We start from the raw sequence: 20,280 nt of genomic DNA, 5'->3' as shown, positions 1-20,280 counted from the left end.
CTGCTTCGCGTTCTCCCCGGTGCGCCGGGCTTTTTGGCCACCGTTGCCTGCGCGACGCGTGAGCGCCGCTGCAAGCGTAACACCAGCATCGGGGTGCCAGGACCACGCGACTTGACCGTGCGCATCGCCGCCGTTCGTCCGCGCGGGATAACCACGCTGCGACATCGACACGCCCACCGCATCCCGCCTCAACGTTCGTGACGACCCGCGAAGCGCCCCTCTTAATCGAGACGGGACTGCGTTAAGGTATGCTTGATTCGGAAAAACGAAAGCAGAATATTTTTGCGCGCAGGACTGGACAGGGATGATGTGATTGAGGTGTTTCGTGAAATGAGTTTTTCGGCGCGCACCGCTTCATGGTGATGAGCCTGTGATCGACAGGCCGGCGCGGTGCGGTTTCGCCTTCTCAAAGGCGCTTTGCTGGAAGCGATTTGCCCGTCGGCCCCGACGGTCGCCAATACGTCCTGCTGTCGCTCGCCGGTGATGCCGCGATTTCGGCGGTCAATCCGCGCAGGGTCAGCGGATCATCTTTCGAGGCGGGCAAGCCTCGCCGCAGGCAGAAGCCGCCACGCGTTCCGACCTGGAGCCAAGTCCATCAGCCGCCCGATTTGTTGATCTTCTTCACCTTGGCGTCGGTTGCCTCGATCGAGGCCGCCAGCTCCAGGATCGCCTTCGCCAGGAGGTCGGCGGCCTCCTTGGGGTCCTGCGAACGTTCGGCGCGCAGCGCGTAGTTCTTGGCTGAGGAGAGCGACATTTGCGACCTTTCTCGCGGAAAAACCTGCCGGGTCGAGACGGCGGGCTGCCTGGCGCATCCTACGCGCGAGCGGTCCCCCGCAGACCGTGCGCGATTGGCGGCGAACATGGCAGGCCGGGGTTAAGAAAATCCTCGTGACGCCCGATCGCCGATGCGTCCTCGGCTGCGCGCGTAGCCGCGTCGCGCACGCGTCCGTTCGTCCCAAGGCGGCTATTTTCAAAGTGCGACGCCATGACGGTAGGCGAGTTTCGCGTGGCCATATATCCGTGTGCCCCGCCGCGTCACCTCAAGGGCGATCTGATCGCGGTCGATTCGGGTCATCAAGACGCCGAGGCAGTCATATCTCGCCGCTCCAATGTCGCGGCTGGTTTCGACGTGCAGCTGTAGGCGAGCCGGGTCTGGGCCGAAGTTGCGCACGATCGCGTCGTCGCCATAGAATCGCTTGATCGTGTCCTTGATGAAAATGATTTCATCAGCAGACACGGGGGCGGGCGGCCGTGGAAAGCATTGAGGTTTGGCAGCAGGCATGCCGCTCAAAGTAGCGCCCGGGCAGTTTGGAGCCAAGCCTCGCCGGCCCTATGGTTTGACGGTGCTCACGCTCATCGGCGAGCGCATGACAGTGCGCGTCAGGACCAGCCGCGCCTCAGAACTTGTAGGCGAGGCCGATCGTCGCCGTATGAGTTCGCGTCGTCACGTGCGCGGTGAAGCGGTCGTCGAACCCGACCCCGACGCCGCCGGCGACGAAGAAGGGCTGAGTCCAGGTGCCGAAATCGGCGTAGCGGTAGTCGGCCCGCACCAGCCAGCGGCCGCCGATCATGTGCTCGATGCCGCCGCCGACGGTCCATCCGACCCGGGTCGAGGCGTAGGTCTCATCGTGCGGACTGCCGAAGCAGAACGGGTTGCCGGGAACGATGGTGCAACTGGCGTTCAGCTCGAGGCGCTGCCATGCCACGCCGCCGCTGCCATAGATCAGCGTAGATGGCGCGATCAGATAACCCAGACGGGCGCGCACGCTGCCGTCCCAGGTTTCCTTCACCGAGCCGGACGGCAGGCCGACCAGCGGCGTGCCGAAGAACAGCCCGGCCGTGCCCGGCAGCGCACTCGCCCGCTTGGTGTTGTCGGCCCAGCCGAAGTCGCCCTCGACGCCAGCCACCCATGACGGGGCGAACTGCCAGTTGACGCCGAGATAGCCGCCGATCCTGGCGGCCACACTGTCCATCGCTCCGCCGGTGCCGGCCGTCGGCACGAACACGCCGGCACCGAAGTTCGGGGAGATGTCGCTGGTCCGCCAATCATTGTCCGCCCAGCGGGCGCCGACCGACACGCCGGCATAGACGCCGGTCCACGACGGCGCCGCGACAACCGGCGGTGCCTTCACCGGCAGGTCGGCCGCCTTCGCCGCTCCCGCCAGCGCGATGCTCGCGAACGCGAACGCAATCGCCGCTACTCCAGATTTCGTCATGCTTTGCCCTAGCGCGCGACGTCGATTCGACATGGTTGCGGCACCATCGCCGGTTGCATCGAACGCGGCAATTGCATCGCGATCGGCTGAGCCAAAAAGTTCGCGGTGTTGCTGGTGGGATACGTCGACTTGGCCGAAGCGACGTTGGACGGTCCACCCCGCCCGAGGTCGGCCCCCGCGTGCTCTTGACCCGTAAATCCACGGAGCCAAATGTTTACCACCCGGCCATCGGCCTCATCTAGCAACGGCCAGACCTGACGTCTGGTCAGCAGACAACGAGGGCAAGGGCATGAGCAATCAGTTGCTGGTGATCGAGGATGCCGAGGTGCATCTGTCGATCCTGCGCAAGATCGCCGCGCAGTGCGGCTACGAGGCGACCTGCGTGACCTCGGTCGGGGCTGCGGCGGAGGTGCTGCGCCAGCGGACCTTCGACTGCATCACCCTGGATCTGTCGCTCGGCGATCGCTGCGGCGCCGATATCCTGCTGCTGCTCAACGAGCTGAAATCGCGCACGCCGGTGATCTTCATCAGCGGCGCCGAGGACGCCACGCGCGAGGAGCACGTCCGGCTCGCGACCGTGCTCGGGCTCGTCGTCTATCCGCAATTCCAGAAGCCCGTCGACCTGCCGGCGCTCCGCGAGACACTGAAGCAGATCGCGACCATCGCCGACTGCGGGAGGCTGGTCGCGGCGGTGAGGTGAGGGCCATGGGTAGGGCGGATTAGCGCAGCGTAATCCGCCGTCAGGGTACGGCGTAGTGACCTGCCCACCCGGCATATACGATGCTCGATCGTGATACCGACGACGACCTGATGAAGTCTCTCGTGAGGGTCGGCGGATTACGCTGCGCTAATCCGCCCTACGCACCGTCGTTGATTCACCCCCGCTGCTTCGCCGCGGCCTGCTGCAGGTCCGGCGCATTCACCGCGGGAATCGCGACGCGGCCGGGTCCCGTCTGCGACAGCGCCGCGGCGGCCTTGTCGTTGTCCATGATCTTGGCCATCACGGCCTGACCGGCGCGCTCGAAGATGGCGCGGTTCTCGATGACGAATTTCTGCGAGCGGCGCAGCCCGTCGATGTAGCCGTTGATCTCCGGCACGACGTAGCGCGCGACCATGTCCCAGCTGCGGCGCGTGTTCTCCGGATTGGCCCAGTCGTGCACGAAGCCGATGATGGCGCCGACACCGCCGGACACCTGCATCAGGTTCTTGATCGTCTTGACGAGGTCGTCGGGCGTGCCGATCGTCGACGCCGCGCCGTCGACGAAGGCGGTCTTGTCGACGGCTTCATCGGGCGAAGAGAACGGCTTCAGGCCCGGCCGCATCAGGGTGCCCACGGTATACTCGTTGTGCCAGCGCATCAGCCCAGGGCCGGCCTCGCGGCGCGCCTGCTCGCGCGTCTCGGCGATGTGCCAGGACAACAGCACGCGCCAGTTCGCGCGGCTCACGGTCGTGCCGTGCTTCTTCGCGGCATCCTCGGCGAACTCCCATTGCTGCGGCAGCGCCATCAGGCCCTGCGTCGACATCGAGCCGAGCGAGATGATGCCGATGCCGTATTTGCCCGCGAGCGTCATGCCGGACGGCGAGATCTGCGACGCCACGACGAACGGCATCTCCTCCTGCAAGGGGAGGATCTGCAGCGCTGCGTCATTCATCGTGAACCAGTCGCTCTTGGCGGTGACGCGCTCGCCGTTGAACAGGCGACGGATGATCGCGATCGCCTCGTCCTGACGGTCACGCTGCGTCATCGGATCGATGCCGAGCGTGTGGGCATCGGAGGCGAGCGCGCCCGGGCCCGAGCCGAAGATGGCGCGGCCGCCAGTCATGTGATCGAGCTGCACCATCCGCTGCGCGACGTTGTAGGGATGATGATAGGGCAGCGAGATGACGCCGGTGCCGAGTCTGATGCGCTTGGTGCGCTCGCCGGCTGCGGCGAGAAACATCTCGGGCGAGGCAATCATTTCCCAGCCGCTGGAATGATGCTCGCCGCACCAGAACTCGTCATAGCCGAGCTCGTCGAGCTGAGAAACCAGATCGAGGTCGCGGCGGAATTGCAGCATCGGATGCTCGCCGATCGGATGATGCGGAGCGAGGAAAGCGCCAAATTTGAGCCGCGCCATGTGTTTTCTCCCAAGCGGAATTCGTTGTTGCTTGCCGATCAGGCTAGTTGGCGCCTCGGTGTGAGGCAATCATCTTGCCGCGCACGGCGACCGGTGCATGGCTGCCATTTGTTTGTTTACTGATCGCCGATCGGTGCTCACACTTCATTCGCGCGGAGCGATTCGCCATGTGATGATGCCGTCGAGCGCGTGGTGCGGGTCTTGCTGGTTGCGGCGCGCCTCGCTCTCACGTTCGCGGCGATTGACGTGCTCCGCGGTTCGCGTTTCGGTGATTGCTGCGTGAAGTGCCGCCTCGGCGTGGCATTTAGATCGCAGCAAGAACGAAATTCGCAATCAAATTGCTGAGGTCCGCAGTCTCGCGGGCTTTTTCTTTTGCACTGCAGCAACCATCTGGGTGATGGTGGATTGTCTACCCGCTGACGTGAATACGTGAATGCCTAAGGAGCTTGCCGTTGTCCCTCGCTGAAAATGTTGAGTACTTGCGAAGGCTGCGCGAGCTGAACAGCATCACCGGATTTGCCGATTTTCATCGTCAGCCGCGTCGCGCCCCGGAGACTCCGCTGATCGAGATCGAGCATTTCGGCACCAATCCTGGGCGCCTGAAGATGTTCGCCCATGTGCCGGCGCAGCGTCAGCCGCTGGCGCCACTGGTCGTCGTGCTGCATGGCTGCGGGCAGGGCGCCGCCGAGTACGATCTCGGCGCCGGCTGGTCGACGCTCGCCAAGCATTTCGGCTTCGCGCTGCTGTTGCCGGAGCAGCAGCGGGTCAACAATCCGCAGCGCTGCTTCAACTGGTTTCAGTCGGAGGACATCACGCGTGGCCAGGGCGAGGTCGCCTCGATCCGTGAGATGATCGCGCGCATGGTGGCGGACTATGCCATCGATCCCAGGCGCATCTACGTCACCGGCCTGTCGGCGGGCGGCGCGATGACCATGGCGCTGCTCTCCGCGCATCCCGAATTGTTCGCTGCCGGCGCCGTCATCGCCGGGCTGCCGTTCGGCACCGCGCGCAGCATGCGCGACGCGATCCTGCAGATGCGGATGCCGCCGGCGCGCCCCGCCGGCGAGCTCGGCGATCTCGTTCGCCGGGCCTCGAACCACCGCGGCAAGTGGCCGAAGCTGTCGGTGTGGCACGGCACAGCGGACTACACGGTGCATCCGGACAATGCGGGCGAGATCGTCAAGCAGTGGCTGGACCTGCACCATCTGCCGTTGGCGCCAATGGCCGCAGCCGAGGTGAACGGCTATCCGCATGAGCAATGGTGGAATGCCGACGGCGAGACCGTCGTGGAATCGTTCACGATTTCCAACATGGCGCATGGCACGCCGATCGGGCTCGCGGCCAACGACAAGCGCTATGGCAAGGCCGGACCGTTCCTGCTCGAGGCCGGCATTTCCTCGTCCTATCACATCGCGAAATTCTTCGGCGTCACCGATTGGATTCGTCCGCTCAAGGCGGCCACGACGTCGCCGAGCACGAAGCTGATCCCGCAGGTGTCGCCGATCTCGGCGGTGCCGGCCTTGACCAAGATCTTGCGACGCGCGGCGGACGCCCCACCGCCCGCTGCGGAGCCGGTCGACGTCAAGCCAGCCGAGATCAAAGTGGTCGAGCCCCGAATGTCGCCGACCGGCATGTTGCTCTCTGCACCGGCATCCGCTGTGGTCCCGCAGCCCAAGGTCGCGCCCGAGGCGCCGGCATCCGAGTCGTGGAAAGCGGCCAAGCCCAAGCCGGACCAGAAGCCGGAGTCCAAGCCCGCGGCCGTCTCCAAGCCCCCGGAGCCGAAACGGCTGGAGTCGTCGACCGGCGAATCTTCGATCAACGGCAGTGGCGCGACCGCCAAGCCGCGGCGCCGGACCATCAACGTCGCCGCCGTGATCGACCGTGCCCTGCAAGCGGCCGGCCTGAAGTAGACGCGCCGTAGCCGTTCATGGCTCGCGCGCGAGAGACGCGCGGGTCAGACGGTCCCCGTCAGGAACGGGTTCGTCATCCGCTCCTGGCCGAAGCTCGATCCGGCGCCATGGCCGCAGATGAAGCCGACGTCGTCGCCGAGCGGCAGCAGCTTGTCCTTGATCGAGCGGATCAGCGTGTCGTGGCTGCCGCCGGGCAGGTCGGTGCGGCCGACCGAGCCGTTGAACAAGACGTCGCCGACATGGGCGAAGCGCATTTCCTTGTTGAAGAACACGACACTGCCCGGCGAATGGCCGGGGCAGTGCAGGATGTCGAATACGAGCTCGCCGATTTCGACCGTATCGCCTTCCTCGAGCCAGCGGTCGGGCGTCACGTCGCGCACGCCCGTGATGCCGAAGCGCGCGCCGCTGGTGACGACGTTGTCGAGCAGGAATTTGTCGGCGACATGCGGCCCCTCGATCGGCACCTTCAGCTGATCGCGCAGATCGGCCGCGCCGCCGACGTGATCGATATGGCCATGCGTCAGCCAAATCTTCTCCACGGTGACATTGGCCTGCGCGATCGCCGCCTGGATGTTCGGCACGTCGCCGCCGGGATCGATCACGATCGCCTTCTTCGTCGCCTCGCACCACAGGATGGTGCAGTTCTGCTCGAACGGCGTCACGGGCACGATCATCGCGCCGGCCTTCGCCCTGGTCTGGTTCTGCTCGGTCATGGCGCCAGCATGCCGATTTTTCGCAATGCGCCAAGTGAAAAACACCCTGCGGGCGGCTCGACGTCCCGGCCAGGGCGACCAAGGCGGGGCTTGTGAACCTGCCGCCGGTTCCTGCGTTGGGCCGCACGTTGCGAGCAGAAAGCGGTCGACATGGCGGAGCAGGGCGCCTGGTGGCGCGAGGGGATTTTCTACCAGATCTATCCGCGCTCGTTCCAGGACAGCGACGGCGACGGGGTCGGCGACCTCACCGGCATCGTCCATCGCCTGCCCTATCTCTTGACGCTCGGTGTCGATGCGATCTGGCTGTCGCCGATCTTCACCTCGCCGATGGCCGATTTCGGCTACGACATCGCCGACTACACCGGCATCGATCCGCTGTTCGGGACGATGGAGGATTTCGACGCGCTGGTGAAGGCCGCGCATGACGGCGGCCTCAAGCTCATTCTCGATCTCGTGCCGAACCACACCTCCGATCAGCATCCCTGGTTCCTGCAGGCGTGCCACTCGCGCGACGACCCGCACCGCGACTGGTACATCTGGCGCGATCCCGCCGCCGATGGCGGGCCGCCGAACAACTGGCTGTCCGAGTTCGGCGGTAGCGCCTGGCAGTTCGAGTCCCGGACCGGGCAGTACTACTATCACGCCTTCCTGGCGCAGCAGCCGGACCTGAACTGGCGCAATCCGCAGGTGCGGGCGGCGATCTATGACGTCATGCGGTTCTGGCTGCGCAAAGGCGTCGACGGCTTTCGCGTGGACGTGATCTGGCACCTCATCAAGGACGCCGAGTTTCGCGACAACCCGGCCAATCCCGAATATCACGGCGGAAGGCCGCCGCATGAGCAGATCCTGTCGCGCTACTCCGCCGACCAGCCGGACGTGCACGAGGTCGTCGCCGAGATGCGGCAGGTGATCGACGAATTCGACGACCGCGTGCTGATCGGCGAGATCTACCTGCCGCTGGAGCGGCTGATGACCTATTACGGCAAGGATCTCGGCGGCGCGCATCTGCCGTTCAATTTCGCGCTGCTGTCCGCGCCCTGGCATGCGCGCGAGATCGAGAGGATCATCGCCGACTACGAAGCCGCGCTGCCACCGGGCGCCTGGCCCAACTGGGTGCTCGGCAACCACGACCGGCCCCGGGTGGCGAGCCGTGTCGGGCCCGAGCAGGCGCGGGTAGCGGCGATGCTGCTGCTGACCTTGCGCGGCACGCCGACGCTGTATTACGGCGACGAGATCGGGATGCATCAGGTCGCCATCAGCCCGGAGCAGGTGCGCGATCCCTTCGAGAAGAACGTGCCCGGCATCGGCGTCGGCCGCGACGGCTGCCGCACCCCGATGCAATGGAGCGCGCTGCCGCAGGCCGGCTTCAGCCAAGCCGCGCCGTGGCTGCCGGTTGCCGATGACTACATGCATGAGAATGTCGTCAATCTGACCGCCGACCGGCGCTCGGTCCTCAATCTCACCCGTGCGCTCATTCGTCTGCGGAAGCAGCACCGCGTGCTCGTCACCGGGTCCTATCGGCCGGTCGCGGCGCAAGGCGATCTCCTGCTCTACCGCCGCGAAGGCGACGGCGAGGTGCTGACCATCGCGCTCAATCTCGGCGGCGAGCCGGTTTCCATCGCGACCGAAGCAGGCGGCCTTACCGGCGAGATCCTGCTCTCGACCTGGCTCGACCGCGGCGGCGAACGCATCGACGGCACGCTGGATTTGCGCGGCAATGAGGGCGTGGTCGTCGGCAGGAGGACGTAGCCACGTCCCTGGCGAGGCGGCGGCGCGTCGCAATCGATGTCTTTGAGGCCCGATCGCAGGGCTTCGCTGGACGCCTTCAGCCGTATTGCTCGGGTCTTCCGTGCCGCCGTGTCCCCGGAATTGTTGAGGTTCCCACCGAACGGCGCCATATTGCGCGACAGATGCCGGGGAATCTTCGGCCTTCAAGGAGATGACGTGTACTGGTCTCCGAAACCGGTACTTCGCGGGAGTTCGAACTGATGAATACGCTGCCGCCGACGACGTCTGACAGTCTCACCGCGGCCGTGACCACGATCAATACGCCGCTGCCGGTCCGCATTGGCGAGGCGACGTTGCTGGCCTGCCTCAAGGCCGAGAAACTGGAGCCGAAATGGCGTGTCCACGTGCAGGCGTTCTTTGACGAAATTGATGCCTCTGTGATCCATCATCTCGTCCTAGACAAGGCTGTGACGTTCGAAGAACTATCGAAGGCGATCGACACTTGGCAGGTTGTGGGGTCCGAAAATGAGAGATGGGTCAGGGAAATGGCGGCCTTCGAGGTGGCAAGACCTCATGCAGAAGGCGCTGCTGTCCCTCGATAGCCTGGAGGGCGGCCCTGGGGCGTGGACGTTCGGGGGCGGCACGGCCCTGGCGCAGAGCTTCGATCATCGCATCAGCTACGACGTCGACATCTTTCTGGATTCGAGCACGGCCCTGAAGCGGCTCGCGCCGAACATGAATCCTGTCACGAAGGCCCTTTGCGATACGTGGCAATGGCCGGGCAAATATCTGAAGCTGATTCTCCGGGACGTAGGTGAGATCGATTTCTTGAATGCGCCCACCTTTACGGATCATCCGACGTATCCGTTGAGCTTCGGCGGCCGGATTATACCGGCGGAGCGACCGGCAGAGATTGCGACGAAAAAGTTGATCTATCGTGCATCGACCTACACGGCGCGCGACACGTTCGACCTTGCCGCGGTCTATCTCTATGATCGACCGGCGCTCGGCGAGATCGCGCAATCTCCGGCAATGACCCGCGATGTCGTATCGGCCGCACACAATCGTTTAAGTCTGGCAAGATATCAGTTCCAGGCGGAAATGCGAGACCTCATCAATTTGACGGCTCGCGGAGAGAAGTTCGTCGACACCTCCTGCGAAATGGCGTTGGAGGCGTTGGTCGAAATTCAGCGCCTCGTTCACGAACGAGATGCGCAGCCGAGCGGCTGAAGCCGTTCTCCTTGAAGACGCCCGTCATCAGTTGGTCGTCGATCGCCGCCGCGTCTTCCGCCGCTTTTTCACCGGGCTCTTCGTCTCGATATCGCTTCGCCGCAGCAGATAGTCCAATCCGCCGACGCGGTACCAGCGGTAGCCGTAGGGCTCGAGCACCAGGGTGTGGCGGCCGCGGTCGTCGGCCTGGCTGTGATCCTCCGACAGCAGATTGATCAGCAGCTTCCCGCCATCGTCCGGCAGTCCGGCATCGAAGCTGATCTCCCGCGGCTTCTCGTCGAGATTGTGCACGAACAGCACCGAGTTGTTGCGCCAGTCGTAGCGCATGATCAGCACGGCCGGATCCCTGGTCGCGATCACCTCGAAATCGCCCCAGCCGACTTCCGGCACCTCCTTGCGCATGCGGATGATGCGTTCGGTCCAGTTCAGCATGGAATTCGGATCACGCCGCTGCCGGGCGGCGTTGATGTGATCATAGCCATAGGGGCCGTGATCGATCACCGGAGACGCCGGCGCGTCGCTCTTGGTGAAGCCGCCATGCGGCTCGGTCGACCATTGCATCGGGGTGCGCGCGCAATTGCGCTCGGCCAGGCTGAGATCGTCGCCCATCGCGAGCTCGTCGCCATAGCGGATCACGGGCGTGCCGGGCAAGGTGAACATCAGGCTGTAGGCGAGCTCGATGCGGCGGCGGTCGCCGCCGAGCATCGGCGCCAGCCGCCGCCGAATGCCGCGATCGTACAACTGCATGTTCTTGTCCGGGCCGAACGCCGCGAACACCGCCGCGCGCTGCGGCTTGGTCAGGCGTCCCAGATCGAGCTCGTCGTGATTGCGCAGGAACAGGCCCCATTGCGCCGAGGCCGGCCGCGCCTTTGTCTGATAAAGCGCCTCGGCCAGCGGCCGCGTGTCGGAGGCCGCCAGCGCGTAGAACAGATGCTGGTTGACGTGGAAGTTGAACATCATGTGCATGCGGTCGCCGTCGTCGCCGAAATACTCCATGTCGGTTTCCGGCAGCACGTTGGCCTCGGCCAGGATGATCGCTTCGCCCTGGCGCCATTGCAGGAATTCGCGGAAGGTCCTGAGCATGTCGTACTGCTCGACCGGCTTCCTGACATCGGCGCCCTTGGCCGCGATCACGAACGGAACCGCGTCCATGCGGAAGCCGGAGACGCCGAGCTGGATCCAGAAGCCCATGATCTTCAGGATCTCTGCCTGCACCTCCGGATTGGAGGTGTTGAGATCGGGCTGAAAGTCGTAGAAGCGGTGGAAGTACCAGCCGCCCGACTCCTTGTCGCGGGTCCAGGTCGACTTCTGCACGCCGGGAAACACCATCCCCTTGTCGGCATTGGCCGGCTTCTTGTCCGACCAGACATACCAGTCGCGATAGCGCGATTGCTTCGAGCTGCGGGCGTCGACGAACCAGGGATGCCGGTCGGAGGTGTGGTTGACGACGAGGTCGATGATCACCCGGATGCCGCGCTGCTTGCAGCCATGCGTGAACTGGACGAAATCACCGAGCGTGCCGTAGCGCGGGTCGACGCCGTAATAGTCGGCGACGTCGTAGCCGTCGTCGTGCTGCGGCGAGGGCTGGAACGGCATCAGCCAGATCGCGGTGATGCCGAGCCCGTGCAGATAGTCGAGCCGGCGCGTCAGCCCCTTGAAATCGCCGATGCCATCGCCGTCGGCGTCCATATAGGTGCCGACCGACAGACAGTAGAACACCGCGTTCTTGTACCAGAGATCGTCGATCATGGACGGCGCCTCGCTGCGCCGCCCGGCCGGCGGCCGGCTTGTTAAGCGGAAGGCCGGCGTCAGGTTCCGGTTCCCGGGTGATCGGCGGGCTTGGGCGACGCCTGGAATCGGTTATGCTGCGGCAATGGAATCGTCCGCCGCCAGGATCAGCCTCGTTCCCACCGACCGCCGCCAGTCGGAGACGGCGCTGGCGATCGCGCGCGGCACCTCGCGCCTGCTGCGCTCGCTCGGCTTTGCCACCATCAGCGAGCTGCCGCTGCCGTCGGGCCGTCGCGCCGACCTGGTGGCGCTGAACGAGCGCGGCGAGATCTGGATCGTCGAGATCAAGTCGTCGGTCGAGGATCTGCGCGCGGATCACAAATGGGAGGACTACCGTGCCCATTGCGACCGGCTGTTCTTCGCCTTCACGCAGGATCTGCCGTGCGATATCTTTCCGCAGGACACCGGCCTGATCGTCGCCGATGCCTATGGCGCCCACCTGCACTGCGAGGCGCCTGAGCACCGATTGCCGGCGCCGACGCGCAAGTTGATGACGGTACGCTTCGGGCTCGCGGCGGCGCAGCGGATCAACCGGCTGATCGACCCGCAGGGCCACGTGGACCTCTAGAGAATCCTCAAATGCGCTCCACTGGACGGGGTTTCCCCGTCTAGGTAGGTGACAGAGGCTCCGTCAGGTCGCGAGTCTCGAGATGAGAGACATCAGCATCGCTGAGAGCCGATCCGCATCACCGCCGGCCTGGCCGATCGCCGTCAGAAATTGGCGGCGACGAGATCGTAGGAGCCCCGGCTGCCGCGGACATAGAGCCGGGCGGCGGCGGCGCAGATCCGCTCGCGGTTGGAATCGAATGCGGTCAGAAAGCCCGACTCGTCGGGGCGGGCGTCGGGCTGCAGGCGTCTCAACGCACCCTCGTCGACGAAGAACGACGCTTCCATCGCGCTGTCATAGCCCCAGAACCGTACGGCACGTCGCGTGCGGTCATAGGAGCGGCTGTGATTTGGAAACTCAATCATGTGTGTGACCGATCAGGTTCGGAGGACACCGCGGTGAGGGCGGACGTCATCCAAGGGGCGTCGTTCGGCAATGGTCGCCGGCGACAAAGGGGTTGCGCGCATCTCAATCGAAAGCCGACGGCAACTCGCCGTGGCGGAAGAAGATCGTCGGCTCATCGTCATAGTCGCCCATGTCGGGATCGCCCGAGGATGAGAACGCGACGACGCCTGCCTTGCTGGACACCAGCCGTTCCGCAGTCCGGCGCGCGCTTGCTTCCGTCTTGCAGGCAATCGGCGTCTCGGCTTTCGCGCGTCCGCCCCGGCCGGCGCTGAACGCCTGAACGACATAGATCGTTTCGCGCGCCATGTTCTGTCCTTTGGACTATCGAGTACGGTCGGCCGCATCGGCACCGCATTGCGCGCGGGAGACCATCCAGACTGATGAGGACCGGAAATCCCCTAGCGCTTCTTCTTGTCACTGGAAAAATCCGGCTGCCATGCTCCGGCCTTTTGGCTCGGCGCTGCGGCAATGCTCTTGGGCTTTTCCTTCTTGGGTTTCTTGGCTTCGCGATTGCCTTTTTGCTGACCTTTGGCCATGTCGGTCTCCTCGACTCGGGTTGGAGCTGGTTCAACGCATCGGACGAGCGCCCCGTCGATCCTGCGTGCGCAGCGTCACTGCCGGTCGGCCGGGCGGCCGTCGTCCACCGGTTGCCGATGCGGGCGCCGCGGTGGTCGGATCTACGAATGCAGTGCGGCAACTGCGAGCGCGAGAAGGATCAGCAGAAGCGGCACGATAATGGGTGGAACGATCCACTCGCTCAGACGAAACTGCGGCATTGGCTACCCCTCGCGTGGTTTGCGGCGGGAGCGCTCGTGACCCTCAGTCACCGGTGAATGCCGTCGGAATGGCGGTGATCGCCATTGATACACCCTGGCCCCTGCAATAGCGAGCACCAAAGCGCAGCGACACGGTCCGATGACGCCACGCCGCTCATCACGTCGTGCTGATGAGAAAGCGGTGGCTATTGCCGGCCGCAAGGCGCATGCTTCGAAAGACTTCGAAGTCGCGACAGCGACAGCCGTTGCGAAAGGTAGGCGCAGATGAGCATCCGCTCGCGGCGCGAATTCGTCACCTTCAAACACCCGTTCCGGATCAGGAGCATCGAGCGTCTCTTGCCCGAGGGCACCTACGAGGTGGTCACGGACGAGGAACTGATCGAGGGATTGTCCTTTGCTGCCTACCGCCGGGTTGCGACAATGATGATGGTCCCGGTCGCCGGTTCGCGCTCCGCTGCCGTCGAGATGCTGTCCATCAGCTCGGTCGATCTTGCAGACGCGCAGCGTGTCGACGCGAGTGCGTCGGATGACTGACGAGCCGCTCGATCTCGACAGGCACCGCGGGATGAGCGCGCAGAAGGCCGTGGACCTCCGTCGCGCGTTGGCAGAGGCCGAAAGTCATGCGCGGGAGCTGCGCGATCGGCAGGCTGTTCTCGAGCAGCACCTGCTCGCCAACGCGGCCGAGTCGTGGCCGGAAGCCGCCGCGAAGGCGCGCTATCTCCTGAACATCTACGCCGCGAGCCTTGCGGAACAGGATACCAGGCATCGGGAGCTGATCGCTGCTGTCCTGGCCGATTTCTCCCGGCTGACGGGGGAGAGCTGACGTCGGGCCGGCGCATCGTGGCGCCTTCCAGATCCACCTGTGAATCCGCCCGCGCCCGATTCAGGACCGTTGCCAGCGCGCGACAACATCCGCTCGTCCCGGCCTCCTGGCAATTTCCCCGGCTCTGCCCGACAATTGCCCCGCATGGGGCGCAACATGCCGGAACATTTTTAAGGCTCGAGCGGTATCCAGCCCAGGGGTGCGGACAGGGACGACAGATGCGACGGGTGGTCTTGGCGTTGACACTGCTCTTCGCGACCGGAGTCCGCGCGGAGGAAATGGCGTTCTACGTCCTGGGCGTGGGCGCCGATTCCTGCGAGCGCTTCATCGCCGCCGCCGAGGAGCAGCCACCCGGCACCTACAAGGCCATCACCAGTGGCGACGGCCCCTACGTCAACGCCATCTCAAAATATCAGCAGTGGATGATGGGCTACGTGTCCGCCATCAACGCGGATCGCGGCGATGAGGGCCGGCAGATCAAGCTCGATCTGACCGAGGTCGACAGCTGGATGCGCAATTGGTGCAGCCGCAACCCGCGGCGCACCGTCTTCCATGCGTTGCAGGCGTTCGTGAAGTCGCATTGACCCGCGGCGAACAAAAAATCCGCCTATTTCGGTGCGCGCTTGGCGAGGATGCGCTGCAGGGTGCGGCGGTGCATGTTGAGCCGGCGCGCCGTTTCCGAGACGTTACGGTTGCACATCTCATAGATGCGCTGGATGTGCTCCCAGCGGACACGGTCGGCCGACATCGGATTCTGCGGCAGCTCGGATTTTTCGCTGGTGGTCGACAGCAGCGCTGCAACGACGTCATCGGCATCGGCCGGTTTGGCGAGATAGTCGACGGCGCCCATCTTCACCGCCGTCACGGCGGTGGCGATGTTGCCGTAGCCGGTCAGCACGATGGCGCGCGCTTCGGGACGCTTGCGCTTCAGCGCCGACACCACGTCGAGGCCGTTGCCGTCGCCCAGCCGGAGGTCGACCACGGCGAAGGCCGGCGCCGCCTTGCCGATCTGTGAAATACCTTCGGCGACGCTCTCGCAGGAGGTCACCGTGAAACCGCGGGTCTCCATGGCGCGCGACAGGCGCTCCAGGAACGGCTTGTCGTCCTCCACGATGAGGAGAGAGCGGTCCGGATGGTTCGTCAGTTCGGCGATGGCGCCCACGGTCATATCCTTGAGAAGAAGGCTCGATGGTTGCGAGACGATCTGGTCCATCCTCATATGGTCTGCCGAGTCGCCGCTGCCAAGATCGCGGGTTGCCGCAGTCTGCGGCGTGACGCCGCGCGGGGCCGGTGTGCTGTATGCCAGGACCGCGCCAGCGGCGGCTGCCCTGGAGGTTTCATTCCGGCTCCGCCTCGCCATCGTCGTCCTCGCTGGCCTCGAAGCGCCGCCGCGGCCAGACGATCTGGACCACGGCGCCATGGTCGGGGAAGGTGCGGTTGCTGAACGAGACCTTGGCTCCGGTTCGCTCCAGCAGGGTGCGGGCGATGAACACGCCGAGCCCGAGGCCGCCGCCCTGGTTACCTCCCGGGCCGTCCTCGGCGCTGGGCCGGCGTGACAGATAGGGCTCGCCGATCCGCTTCAGGATATCAGGCGCAAAGCCGGGGCCGTCGTCGGACACCACGATCTCGACCGTCTCGTTGTTCCACCAGGCGTTCACCTCGACGGCGTTGCGCGCGAAATCGACGGCGTTCTCCAGGATGTTGCCGACGCCATAGAGGATTGCGGGGTTGCGCGAGCCGACCGGCTCCTTGGCCGCGGTCACCGCGACGCGCACCTTGATGTCGACGCCAAAGTCGCGATGCGGTGCGACCGTCTCCTCGATCAAGGTCGACAGCTTCATCCGGTCGTACATCGACCCGATCGAGGACAGCTGGGTGATCTTGCCGAGAATGTCGCGGCAGCGCTGCGCCTGCTCGCGCAGGGTCTTGATGTCGGAGGTGACCTGGCTGTTGTCCTGCAGGGCGCGCTCCAACTCGCGCGAGATCAGCACGATGGTCGCGAGCGGCGTGCCCAGCTCGTGCGCGGCGGCCGCCGCGAGGCCGTCGAGCTGGGTGAGGTGCTGCTCGCGCGCCAGCACCAGCTCGGTCGCCGCCAACGCGTCCGACAGCTTGCGCGCCTCCTCGGTCACCTGGAACGCATAGAGGCTGGTGACCCCGATCGCGAGCGCGATCGAGAGCCAGACACCGAACAGATAGATCGGCGGGAAGATCAGCGGCTCCTCGCCTTCCCACGGCAGCGGCAGATGCATGAAGAACAAGGCGGTGGCGCAGGTGACGGCGAGCAGGCCGAGCATGATCGTCAGGCGGACGGGGAGGGCGGTCGCCGAGATCAGCACCGGGGCGAGGAACATGTAGGAGAAGGGATTCTCCAGCCCGCCGGTGAGATAGAGCAGCACCGTCAGCTCGATGATGTTGAGCGCGAGCAGGCCGCCGGCGTGGGCCGGCTCCAGCAACTGCATCGGGTTGAAGGCGATCTGCAGGCCGAGATTGAGCAGCGCCGAGATGCTGATCACCGCGAGACAGGGCACCACTGGCAGGTCGAACTCCAGGCCCTGCACCACGATGAAGATCGCGCTCAATTGACCGAGCGCGGCCAGCCAGCGCAGCCGCAGGATGGTGTCGAGCCGGACGCGCTGTCGCGGATGGCGATAGTCGGTGTCGGGCGTGTCGATGATCAGGGCGTCGTCGGTCATGACGGGAACCTAATGCCGCGCAAGCACGGCGACAAATCTGGCCCGCCGTTGGTGGCCTGTTGCGGTTTGCGGCACAATGCCTCAATGAACCCCTCCCATGACGCAAGATGACGCAGTGCCGACCCTCTCATCCGATTCCAGCTCGGTTTCCCCCGCGATTGCCGTGTCGCGGCTGACCAAGGTCTACAAGACGACGACCGCTGTCGACGGCGTCTCGTTTGCGATCCGCCGGGGCAGCATCACCGGGCTGCTCGGCGGCAACGGTGCCGGCAAGACCACGACGATTGCGATGATCATGGGGCTGGTGCAGCCGACCTCGGGCGAGGTCGCCGTGCTCGGCCACAGGATGCCGGACGAGGCTGCGGCCGTGCTGGGGCGGATGAATTTCGAGAGCCCCTATGTCGACATGCCGATGCGGCTCACGGTGCGGCAGAACCTCACCATCTTCGGCCGACTCTATGCGGTGGACCACCTCAAGGAGCGGATCGCCGAGCTCGCGGCGCAGCTCGACCTGAGCGACTTCATCGATCGCGCCAATGGCAAGCTCTCGGCCGGGCAGAAGACCCGCGTGGCGCTGGCGAAGGCGCTGATCAACGATCCCGAGCTGCTGCTGCTGGATGAGCCGACGGCCTCGCTCGATCCCGACACCGCCGACTGGGTGCGCGGCCATCTTGAGCGATACCGACAGCGCCGCGGCGCCACCATCCTGCTCGCCTCCCACAACATGCTCGAGGTCGAGCGTCTATGCGACCGCGTCATCATCATGAAGCGCGGCCGCATCGAGGACGACGACAGCCCGGCGCAGATCATGGCACGCTACAACCGCTCGACGCTTGAGGAGGTCTTTCTCGACGTCGCCCGCGGCCGCAACCGGGAGGCGGCGCAATGAACGATCTTTCGCTCCGCATCGCCCCGCACCGGATCGGCGCGATGATCCTGCGCTACTGGTATCTACTGCTGTCGTCCTGGCCGCGGCTGCTGGAGCTGATGTACTGGCCGACCTTGCAGATCATCACCTGGGGGTTTCTGCAGACCTACATCGCCGCCAATGCCGGCTTCTTCGCCCGCGCCGGCGGCACCCTGATCGGCGCGGTGATCCTGTGGGACATCCTGTTCCGCGGACAGCTCGGCTTCTCGATCTCCTTCCTGGAGGAGATGTGGGCGCGCAACATCGGCAACCTGATGATGAGTCCGCTGACCCCGATCGAATTCCTGCTGGCGCTGATGACGATGAGCCTGATCCGGCTGGCCATCGGCATCATTCCGATGACCCTGATCGCGGTCTGGTTCTTCGACTTCAACTTCTACAGCATCGGCCTGCCGCTGATCGCCTTCTTCTGCAACCTGATCTTCACCTCCTGGGCGGTCGGCATCTTCGTGTCGGGGCTGGTGCTGCGCAACGGGCTCGGCGCCGAAAGCATCGTCTGGACACTGATGTTCGCGCTGATGCCGCTGGCCTGCGTGTACTATCCCGTTCAGGTGCTGCCGCACTGGCTGCAACTGGTTGCCTGGTCCCTGCCGCCGACCTACGTGTTCGAGGGCATGCGCGCGCTGCTGGCGGATCACGTCTTCCGGTCCGACCTGATGCTGACCGCGCTCGGGCTCAATGCCGCCCTGCTGCTGGCGTCGTTTGCGGCATTCATTGCTCTCTTGCGCAGCGCACGCCGCGCCGGCTCGCTGCTGGCGGCAGGGGAATAATTACGCTTTTCCCGTGGATTTCCGGGCTTTTTCGTCGCTTTGAGGCACCTTCTCGTACACCACCGCATTGACGCATAATTGCGCATTCGGCAGTATGCTGCGCTGCAGAGAGGTTGAACGAGAATGCCGATAGGTGAGTTTGGCGGTGCACCGCCCCTGGCGTCGGAAGGCAGTCCGGTCCTGACGACGCCGATGTACTGGATGTACGAAATGGCGCACGCCTCGCTCAATCCGGCGCGCGCCGTCACCGACGCCACCAAGATCCTGTTTCAGAATCCGCTCAATCCCTGGGCCCACACCCAGATGGGCAAATCGGTCGCGGCGGCCTGCGAACTGTTCGAGCGCACCACACGCCGCTACGGCAAGCCCGAATGGGGACTCGACGAGACCGAGGTCAACGGCATCCGGACCCCGGTCGAGGTCCGCTCGATCTGGGAAAAGCCGTTCTGCAGGCTGCTCTATTTCGACCGCAAGCTGACCCGCCCCTTGCGCGCGCCGCAGCCCCGGCTGCTGATCGTGGCGCCGATGTCCGGCCATTACGCGACCCTGTTGCGCGGCACGGTGGAAGCGTTCCTGCCGACCCACGAGGTCTACATCACCGATTGGTCCGATGCGCGGATGGTCCCGCTGGCCGAAGGCCGCTTCGATCTCGACGACTACATCGACTATGTCATCGAGATGCTGCGCTTTCTCGGCACCAACATGCACGTCATGGCGGTGTGCCAGCCGGCGGTGCCGGTGCTGGCGGCGGTCTCGGTCATGGAGGCCGAGCGTGACCCGTTTGCGCCGATCTCGATGACCTTGATGGGCGGCCCCATCGACACCAGGCGCAACCCCACCGGCGTGAACAATCTCGCCCAGGAGCGCGGCATCGACTGGTTCCGCAACCACGTCATCACCAAGGTGCCGTTCCCGCATCCGGGCGTTATGCGCGACGTCTATCCGGGCTTCCTGCAGCTGAACGGCTTCATCAGCATGAATCTCGACCGCCATGTCGACGCCCACAAGGCGCTGTTCGCCAACCTGGTGAAGGGCGATGGCGATCAGGTCGACAAGCATCGCGACTTCTACGACGAGTATCTCGCCGTCATGGACCTGGCTGCGGAATATTATTTGCAGACGGTGGAGACGGTGTTCATCAAGCACGCGCTGCCGAAGGGCGAGATGACCCATCGCGGCACCCTGGTCGATCCGTCGAAGGTTACGCGTGTGGCGTTGATGACGGTCGAAGGCGAGAAGGACGATATCTCCGGTCTCGGTCAGACCGAGGCGACGCACGGACTCTGCTCGTCGATCCCGGATCACCGCCGGGTTCACTACGTGCAACCGGGTGTCGGTCACTACGGCGTGTTCAACGGCTCGCGATTCAAGTCGGAGATCGTGCCGCGCATCAACGATTTCATGTTGTCGGCAGCCGATCCGAAGTCGCTGCTCGCCATTGCGGCTGAATGAGCGAAGACGATGGTCACCGCGCATCCGAATCCGGCTGCGCGGTAACCCTTTGAAGGGACGGTCGAAACCGAAACTCAGGAGTGACTCAAGCAGTGAATGTGGCGTCGCTTCTTGAGCGATGCTT

General features: G+C 64.9%; 23 protein-coding genes. 12 read left to right on the top strand and 11 right to left on the bottom strand.

The features are described 5' to 3' along the window. Positions 1-595: 595 nt before the first annotated feature. From QW863_RS17475 to QW863_RS17465, 3 genes are all read right to left on the bottom strand, one after another. Positions 596-754, bottom strand: coding sequence for a hypothetical protein (locus tag QW863_RS17475; protein ID WP_213737209.1), 159 nt, complete (start codon positions 752-754; stop codon positions 596-598). Positions 755-970: 216 nt separating this feature from the next. Further along, a complete protein-coding gene (locus QW863_RS17470) occupies positions 971-1,282 on the bottom strand; it encodes a hypothetical protein (protein WP_315715122.1) in 312 nt (103 codons plus the stop codon). Between the two features lie 115 nt (positions 1,283-1,397). Next, positions 1,398-2,216, bottom strand: coding sequence for an outer membrane protein (locus tag QW863_RS17465; RefSeq protein ID WP_315715123.1), 819 nt, complete (start codon positions 2,214-2,216; stop codon positions 1,398-1,400). A gap of 289 nt (positions 2,217-2,505) precedes the next feature. Here QW863_RS17465 and QW863_RS17460 point away from each other — a divergent pair, with 289 nt between their 5' ends. Further along, positions 2,506-2,916 (top strand): response regulator, encoded by a 411-nt coding sequence (locus tag QW863_RS17460; protein ID WP_315715124.1) that lies wholly within the window; start codon positions 2,506-2,508, stop codon positions 2,914-2,916. Positions 2,917-3,091: 175 nt separating this feature from the next. On the opposite strand, the gene QW863_RS17455 is transcribed toward QW863_RS17460, so the two are convergent. After that, positions 3,092-4,333: an LLM class flavin-dependent oxidoreductase gene (locus QW863_RS17455; protein ID WP_315715125.1), complete on the bottom strand. Its 1,242-nt coding sequence runs from the start codon at positions 4,331-4,333 to the stop codon at positions 3,092-3,094. 452 nt (positions 4,334-4,785) lie between these two features. On the opposite strand from QW863_RS17455, the gene QW863_RS17450 reads away from it, so the two are divergent. Further along, complete coding sequence (locus tag QW863_RS17450; RefSeq protein ID WP_315715126.1) at positions 4,786-6,243, top strand: PHB depolymerase family esterase; 1,458 nt, start codon at positions 4,786-4,788, stop codon at positions 6,241-6,243. Between the two features lie 44 nt (positions 6,244-6,287). Here the strand turns inward: QW863_RS17450 and QW863_RS17445 are convergent, their stop codons facing one another. Further along, positions 6,288-6,956, bottom strand: coding sequence for an MBL fold metallo-hydrolase (locus QW863_RS17445; RefSeq protein ID WP_315715127.1), 669 nt, complete (start codon positions 6,954-6,956; stop codon positions 6,288-6,290). Between the two features lie 150 nt (positions 6,957-7,106). Here QW863_RS17445 and QW863_RS17440 point away from each other — a divergent pair, with 150 nt between their 5' ends. The 3 genes from QW863_RS17440 to QW863_RS17430 all read left to right on the top strand — a co-directional run bounded on the left by QW863_RS17440 (position 7,107) and on the right by QW863_RS17430 (position 9,914). Further along, positions 7,107-8,705 (top strand): alpha-amylase family glycosyl hydrolase, encoded by a 1,599-nt coding sequence (locus tag QW863_RS17440; protein WP_315715128.1) that lies wholly within the window; start codon positions 7,107-7,109, stop codon positions 8,703-8,705. Between the two features lie 239 nt (positions 8,706-8,944). Further along, positions 8,945-9,286, top strand: a complete 342-nt coding sequence (locus QW863_RS17435) for a hypothetical protein (protein WP_315715129.1) — start codon at positions 8,945-8,947, stop codon at positions 9,284-9,286. Further along, positions 9,258-9,914, top strand: a complete 657-nt coding sequence (locus tag QW863_RS17430; RefSeq protein ID WP_315715130.1) for a nucleotidyl transferase AbiEii/AbiGii toxin family protein — start codon at positions 9,258-9,260, stop codon at positions 9,912-9,914. Before QW863_RS17435 ends, QW863_RS17430 begins: the two co-directional genes overlap by 29 nt. A gap of 27 nt (positions 9,915-9,941) precedes the next feature. On the opposite strand, the gene QW863_RS17425 is transcribed toward QW863_RS17430, so the two are convergent. Further along, positions 9,942-11,663, bottom strand: a complete 1,722-nt coding sequence (locus tag QW863_RS17425) for an alpha-amylase family protein (RefSeq protein ID WP_315715131.1) — start codon at positions 11,661-11,663, stop codon at positions 9,942-9,944. A 124-nt stretch (positions 11,664-11,787) separates the two neighbouring features. Between QW863_RS17425 and QW863_RS17420 the strand changes: the two genes are divergently transcribed. After that, positions 11,788-12,270 (top strand): MmcB family DNA repair protein, encoded by a 483-nt coding sequence (locus QW863_RS17420; RefSeq protein ID WP_315715132.1) that lies wholly within the window; start codon positions 11,788-11,790, stop codon positions 12,268-12,270. Positions 12,271-12,413: 143 nt separating this feature from the next. Here the strand turns inward: QW863_RS17420 and QW863_RS17415 are convergent, their stop codons facing one another. From QW863_RS17415 to QW863_RS17405, 3 genes are all read right to left on the bottom strand, one after another. Beyond that, complete coding sequence (locus QW863_RS17415; protein WP_315715133.1) at positions 12,414-12,674, bottom strand: DUF1488 domain-containing protein; 261 nt, start codon at positions 12,672-12,674, stop codon at positions 12,414-12,416. A gap of 103 nt (positions 12,675-12,777) precedes the next feature. Beyond that, entirely contained in the window at positions 12,778-13,020 is a 243-nt protein-coding gene (locus QW863_RS17410) for a hypothetical protein (RefSeq protein WP_315715134.1), read from the bottom strand. Positions 13,021-13,112: 92 nt separating this feature from the next. Then, a complete protein-coding gene (locus QW863_RS17405; protein WP_172115158.1) occupies positions 13,113-13,250 on the bottom strand; it encodes a hypothetical protein in 138 nt (45 codons plus the stop codon). A 504-nt stretch (positions 13,251-13,754) separates the two neighbouring features. Between QW863_RS17405 and QW863_RS17400 the strand changes: the two genes are divergently transcribed. The 3 genes from QW863_RS17400 to QW863_RS17390 all read left to right on the top strand — a co-directional run bounded on the left by QW863_RS17400 (position 13,755) and on the right by QW863_RS17390 (position 14,897). Continuing rightward, the gene (locus QW863_RS17400; protein WP_172115156.1) at positions 13,755-14,024 is read left to right on the top strand and encodes a hypothetical protein; all 270 of its coding nucleotides are present in this window, start codon (positions 13,755-13,757) and stop codon (positions 14,022-14,024) included. Next, complete coding sequence (locus QW863_RS17395; RefSeq protein ID WP_315715135.1) at positions 14,017-14,313, top strand: hypothetical protein; 297 nt, start codon at positions 14,017-14,019, stop codon at positions 14,311-14,313. Before QW863_RS17400 ends, QW863_RS17395 begins: the two co-directional genes overlap by 8 nt. Before the next feature lie 218 nt (positions 14,314-14,531). Then, entirely contained in the window at positions 14,532-14,897 is a 366-nt protein-coding gene (locus tag QW863_RS17390; protein WP_315715136.1) for a hypothetical protein, read from the top strand. A gap of 23 nt (positions 14,898-14,920) precedes the next feature. On the opposite strand, the gene QW863_RS17385 is transcribed toward QW863_RS17390, so the two are convergent. Both QW863_RS17385 and QW863_RS17380 read right to left on the bottom strand, forming a co-directional pair. Further along, positions 14,921-15,475 carry an ActR/PrrA/RegA family redox response regulator transcription factor gene (locus tag QW863_RS17385; RefSeq protein ID WP_315715137.1) on the bottom strand — a complete coding sequence of 185 codons (555 nt, stop codon included), beginning with the start codon at positions 15,473-15,475 and terminating at the stop codon, positions 14,921-14,923. A gap of 175 nt (positions 15,476-15,650) precedes the next feature. Continuing rightward, positions 15,651-17,006, bottom strand: a complete 1,356-nt coding sequence (locus tag QW863_RS17380) for an ActS/PrrB/RegB family redox-sensitive histidine kinase (protein ID WP_315715138.1) — start codon at positions 17,004-17,006, stop codon at positions 15,651-15,653. A gap of 97 nt (positions 17,007-17,103) precedes the next feature. On the opposite strand from QW863_RS17380, the gene QW863_RS17375 reads away from it, so the two are divergent. The 3 genes from QW863_RS17375 to QW863_RS17365 all read left to right on the top strand — a co-directional run bounded on the left by QW863_RS17375 (position 17,104) and on the right by QW863_RS17365 (position 20,156). Continuing rightward, entirely contained in the window at positions 17,104-17,895 is a 792-nt protein-coding gene (locus tag QW863_RS17375) for an ABC transporter ATP-binding protein (RefSeq protein ID WP_315715139.1), read from the top strand. Continuing rightward, a complete protein-coding gene (locus QW863_RS17370) occupies positions 17,892-18,704 on the top strand; it encodes an ABC transporter permease (RefSeq protein ID WP_315715140.1) in 813 nt (270 codons plus the stop codon). Before QW863_RS17375 ends, QW863_RS17370 begins: the two co-directional genes overlap by 4 nt. Before the next feature lie 123 nt (positions 18,705-18,827). Beyond that, positions 18,828-20,156: a polyhydroxyalkanoate depolymerase gene (locus QW863_RS17365; protein ID WP_315715141.1), complete on the top strand. Its 1,329-nt coding sequence runs from the start codon at positions 18,828-18,830 to the stop codon at positions 20,154-20,156. Positions 20,157-20,280 lie beyond the last annotated feature (124 nt).

This window comes from Bradyrhizobium sp. SZCCHNR1017 (assembly GCF_032381375.1).
In the GTDB taxonomy this organism is placed as follows: Bacteria; Pseudomonadota; Alphaproteobacteria; order Rhizobiales; family Xanthobacteraceae; genus Bradyrhizobium.
Note: the sequence above shows the minus strand (reverse complement) of the source record. Positions and strands in the feature narration are given on the sequence as shown.

Excerpts from the sequence above, each read along its gene's own strand:
- QW863_RS17440 (WP_315715128.1), top strand. The coding sequence starts at position 7,107 with ATGGCGGAGCAGGGCGCCTGGTGGCGCGAGGGGATTTTCTACCAGATC.
- QW863_RS17405 (WP_172115158.1), bottom strand. The coding sequence starts at position 13,250 with ATGGCCAAAGGTCAGCAAAAAGGCAATCGCGAAGCCAAGAAACCCAAG.
- QW863_RS17395 (WP_315715135.1), top strand. The coding sequence starts at position 14,017 with ATGACTGACGAGCCGCTCGATCTCGACAGGCACCGCGGGATGAGCGCG.
- QW863_RS17445 (WP_315715127.1), bottom strand. The coding sequence starts at position 6,956 with ATGACCGAGCAGAACCAGACCAGGGCGAAGGCCGGCGCGATGATCGTG.
- QW863_RS17425 (WP_315715131.1), bottom strand. The coding sequence starts at position 11,663 with ATGATCGACGATCTCTGGTACAAGAACGCGGTGTTCTACTGTCTGTCG.
- QW863_RS17370 (WP_315715140.1), top strand. The coding sequence starts at position 17,892 with ATGAACGATCTTTCGCTCCGCATCGCCCCGCACCGGATCGGCGCGATG.
- QW863_RS17400 (WP_172115156.1), top strand. The coding sequence starts at position 13,755 with ATGAGCATCCGCTCGCGGCGCGAATTCGTCACCTTCAAACACCCGTTC.
- QW863_RS17420 (WP_315715132.1), top strand. The coding sequence starts at position 11,788 with ATGGAATCGTCCGCCGCCAGGATCAGCCTCGTTCCCACCGACCGCCGC.
- QW863_RS17465 (WP_315715123.1), bottom strand. The coding sequence starts at position 2,216 with ATGACGAAATCTGGAGTAGCGGCGATTGCGTTCGCGTTCGCGAGCATC.
- QW863_RS17430 (WP_315715130.1), top strand. The coding sequence starts at position 9,258 with ATGCAGAAGGCGCTGCTGTCCCTCGATAGCCTGGAGGGCGGCCCTGGG.
- QW863_RS17435 (WP_315715129.1), top strand. The coding sequence starts at position 8,945 with ATGAATACGCTGCCGCCGACGACGTCTGACAGTCTCACCGCGGCCGTG.
- QW863_RS17470 (WP_315715122.1), bottom strand. The coding sequence starts at position 1,282 with ATGCCTGCTGCCAAACCTCAATGCTTTCCACGGCCGCCCGCCCCCGTG.
- QW863_RS17410 (WP_315715134.1), bottom strand. The coding sequence starts at position 13,020 with ATGGCGCGCGAAACGATCTATGTCGTTCAGGCGTTCAGCGCCGGCCGG.
- QW863_RS17455 (WP_315715125.1), bottom strand. The coding sequence starts at position 4,333 with ATGGCGCGGCTCAAATTTGGCGCTTTCCTCGCTCCGCATCATCCGATC.
- QW863_RS17365 (WP_315715141.1), top strand. The coding sequence starts at position 18,828 with ATGCCGATAGGTGAGTTTGGCGGTGCACCGCCCCTGGCGTCGGAAGGC.
- QW863_RS17475 (WP_213737209.1), bottom strand. The coding sequence starts at position 754 with ATGTCGCTCTCCTCAGCCAAGAACTACGCGCTGCGCGCCGAACGTTCG.
- QW863_RS17415 (WP_315715133.1), bottom strand. The coding sequence starts at position 12,674 with ATGATTGAGTTTCCAAATCACAGCCGCTCCTATGACCGCACGCGACGT.
- QW863_RS17460 (WP_315715124.1), top strand. The coding sequence starts at position 2,506 with ATGAGCAATCAGTTGCTGGTGATCGAGGATGCCGAGGTGCATCTGTCG.
- QW863_RS17375 (WP_315715139.1), top strand. The coding sequence starts at position 17,104 with ATGACGCAAGATGACGCAGTGCCGACCCTCTCATCCGATTCCAGCTCG.
- QW863_RS17380 (WP_315715138.1), bottom strand. The coding sequence starts at position 17,006 with ATGACCGACGACGCCCTGATCATCGACACGCCCGACACCGACTATCGC.
- QW863_RS17390 (WP_315715136.1), top strand. The coding sequence starts at position 14,532 with ATGCGACGGGTGGTCTTGGCGTTGACACTGCTCTTCGCGACCGGAGTC.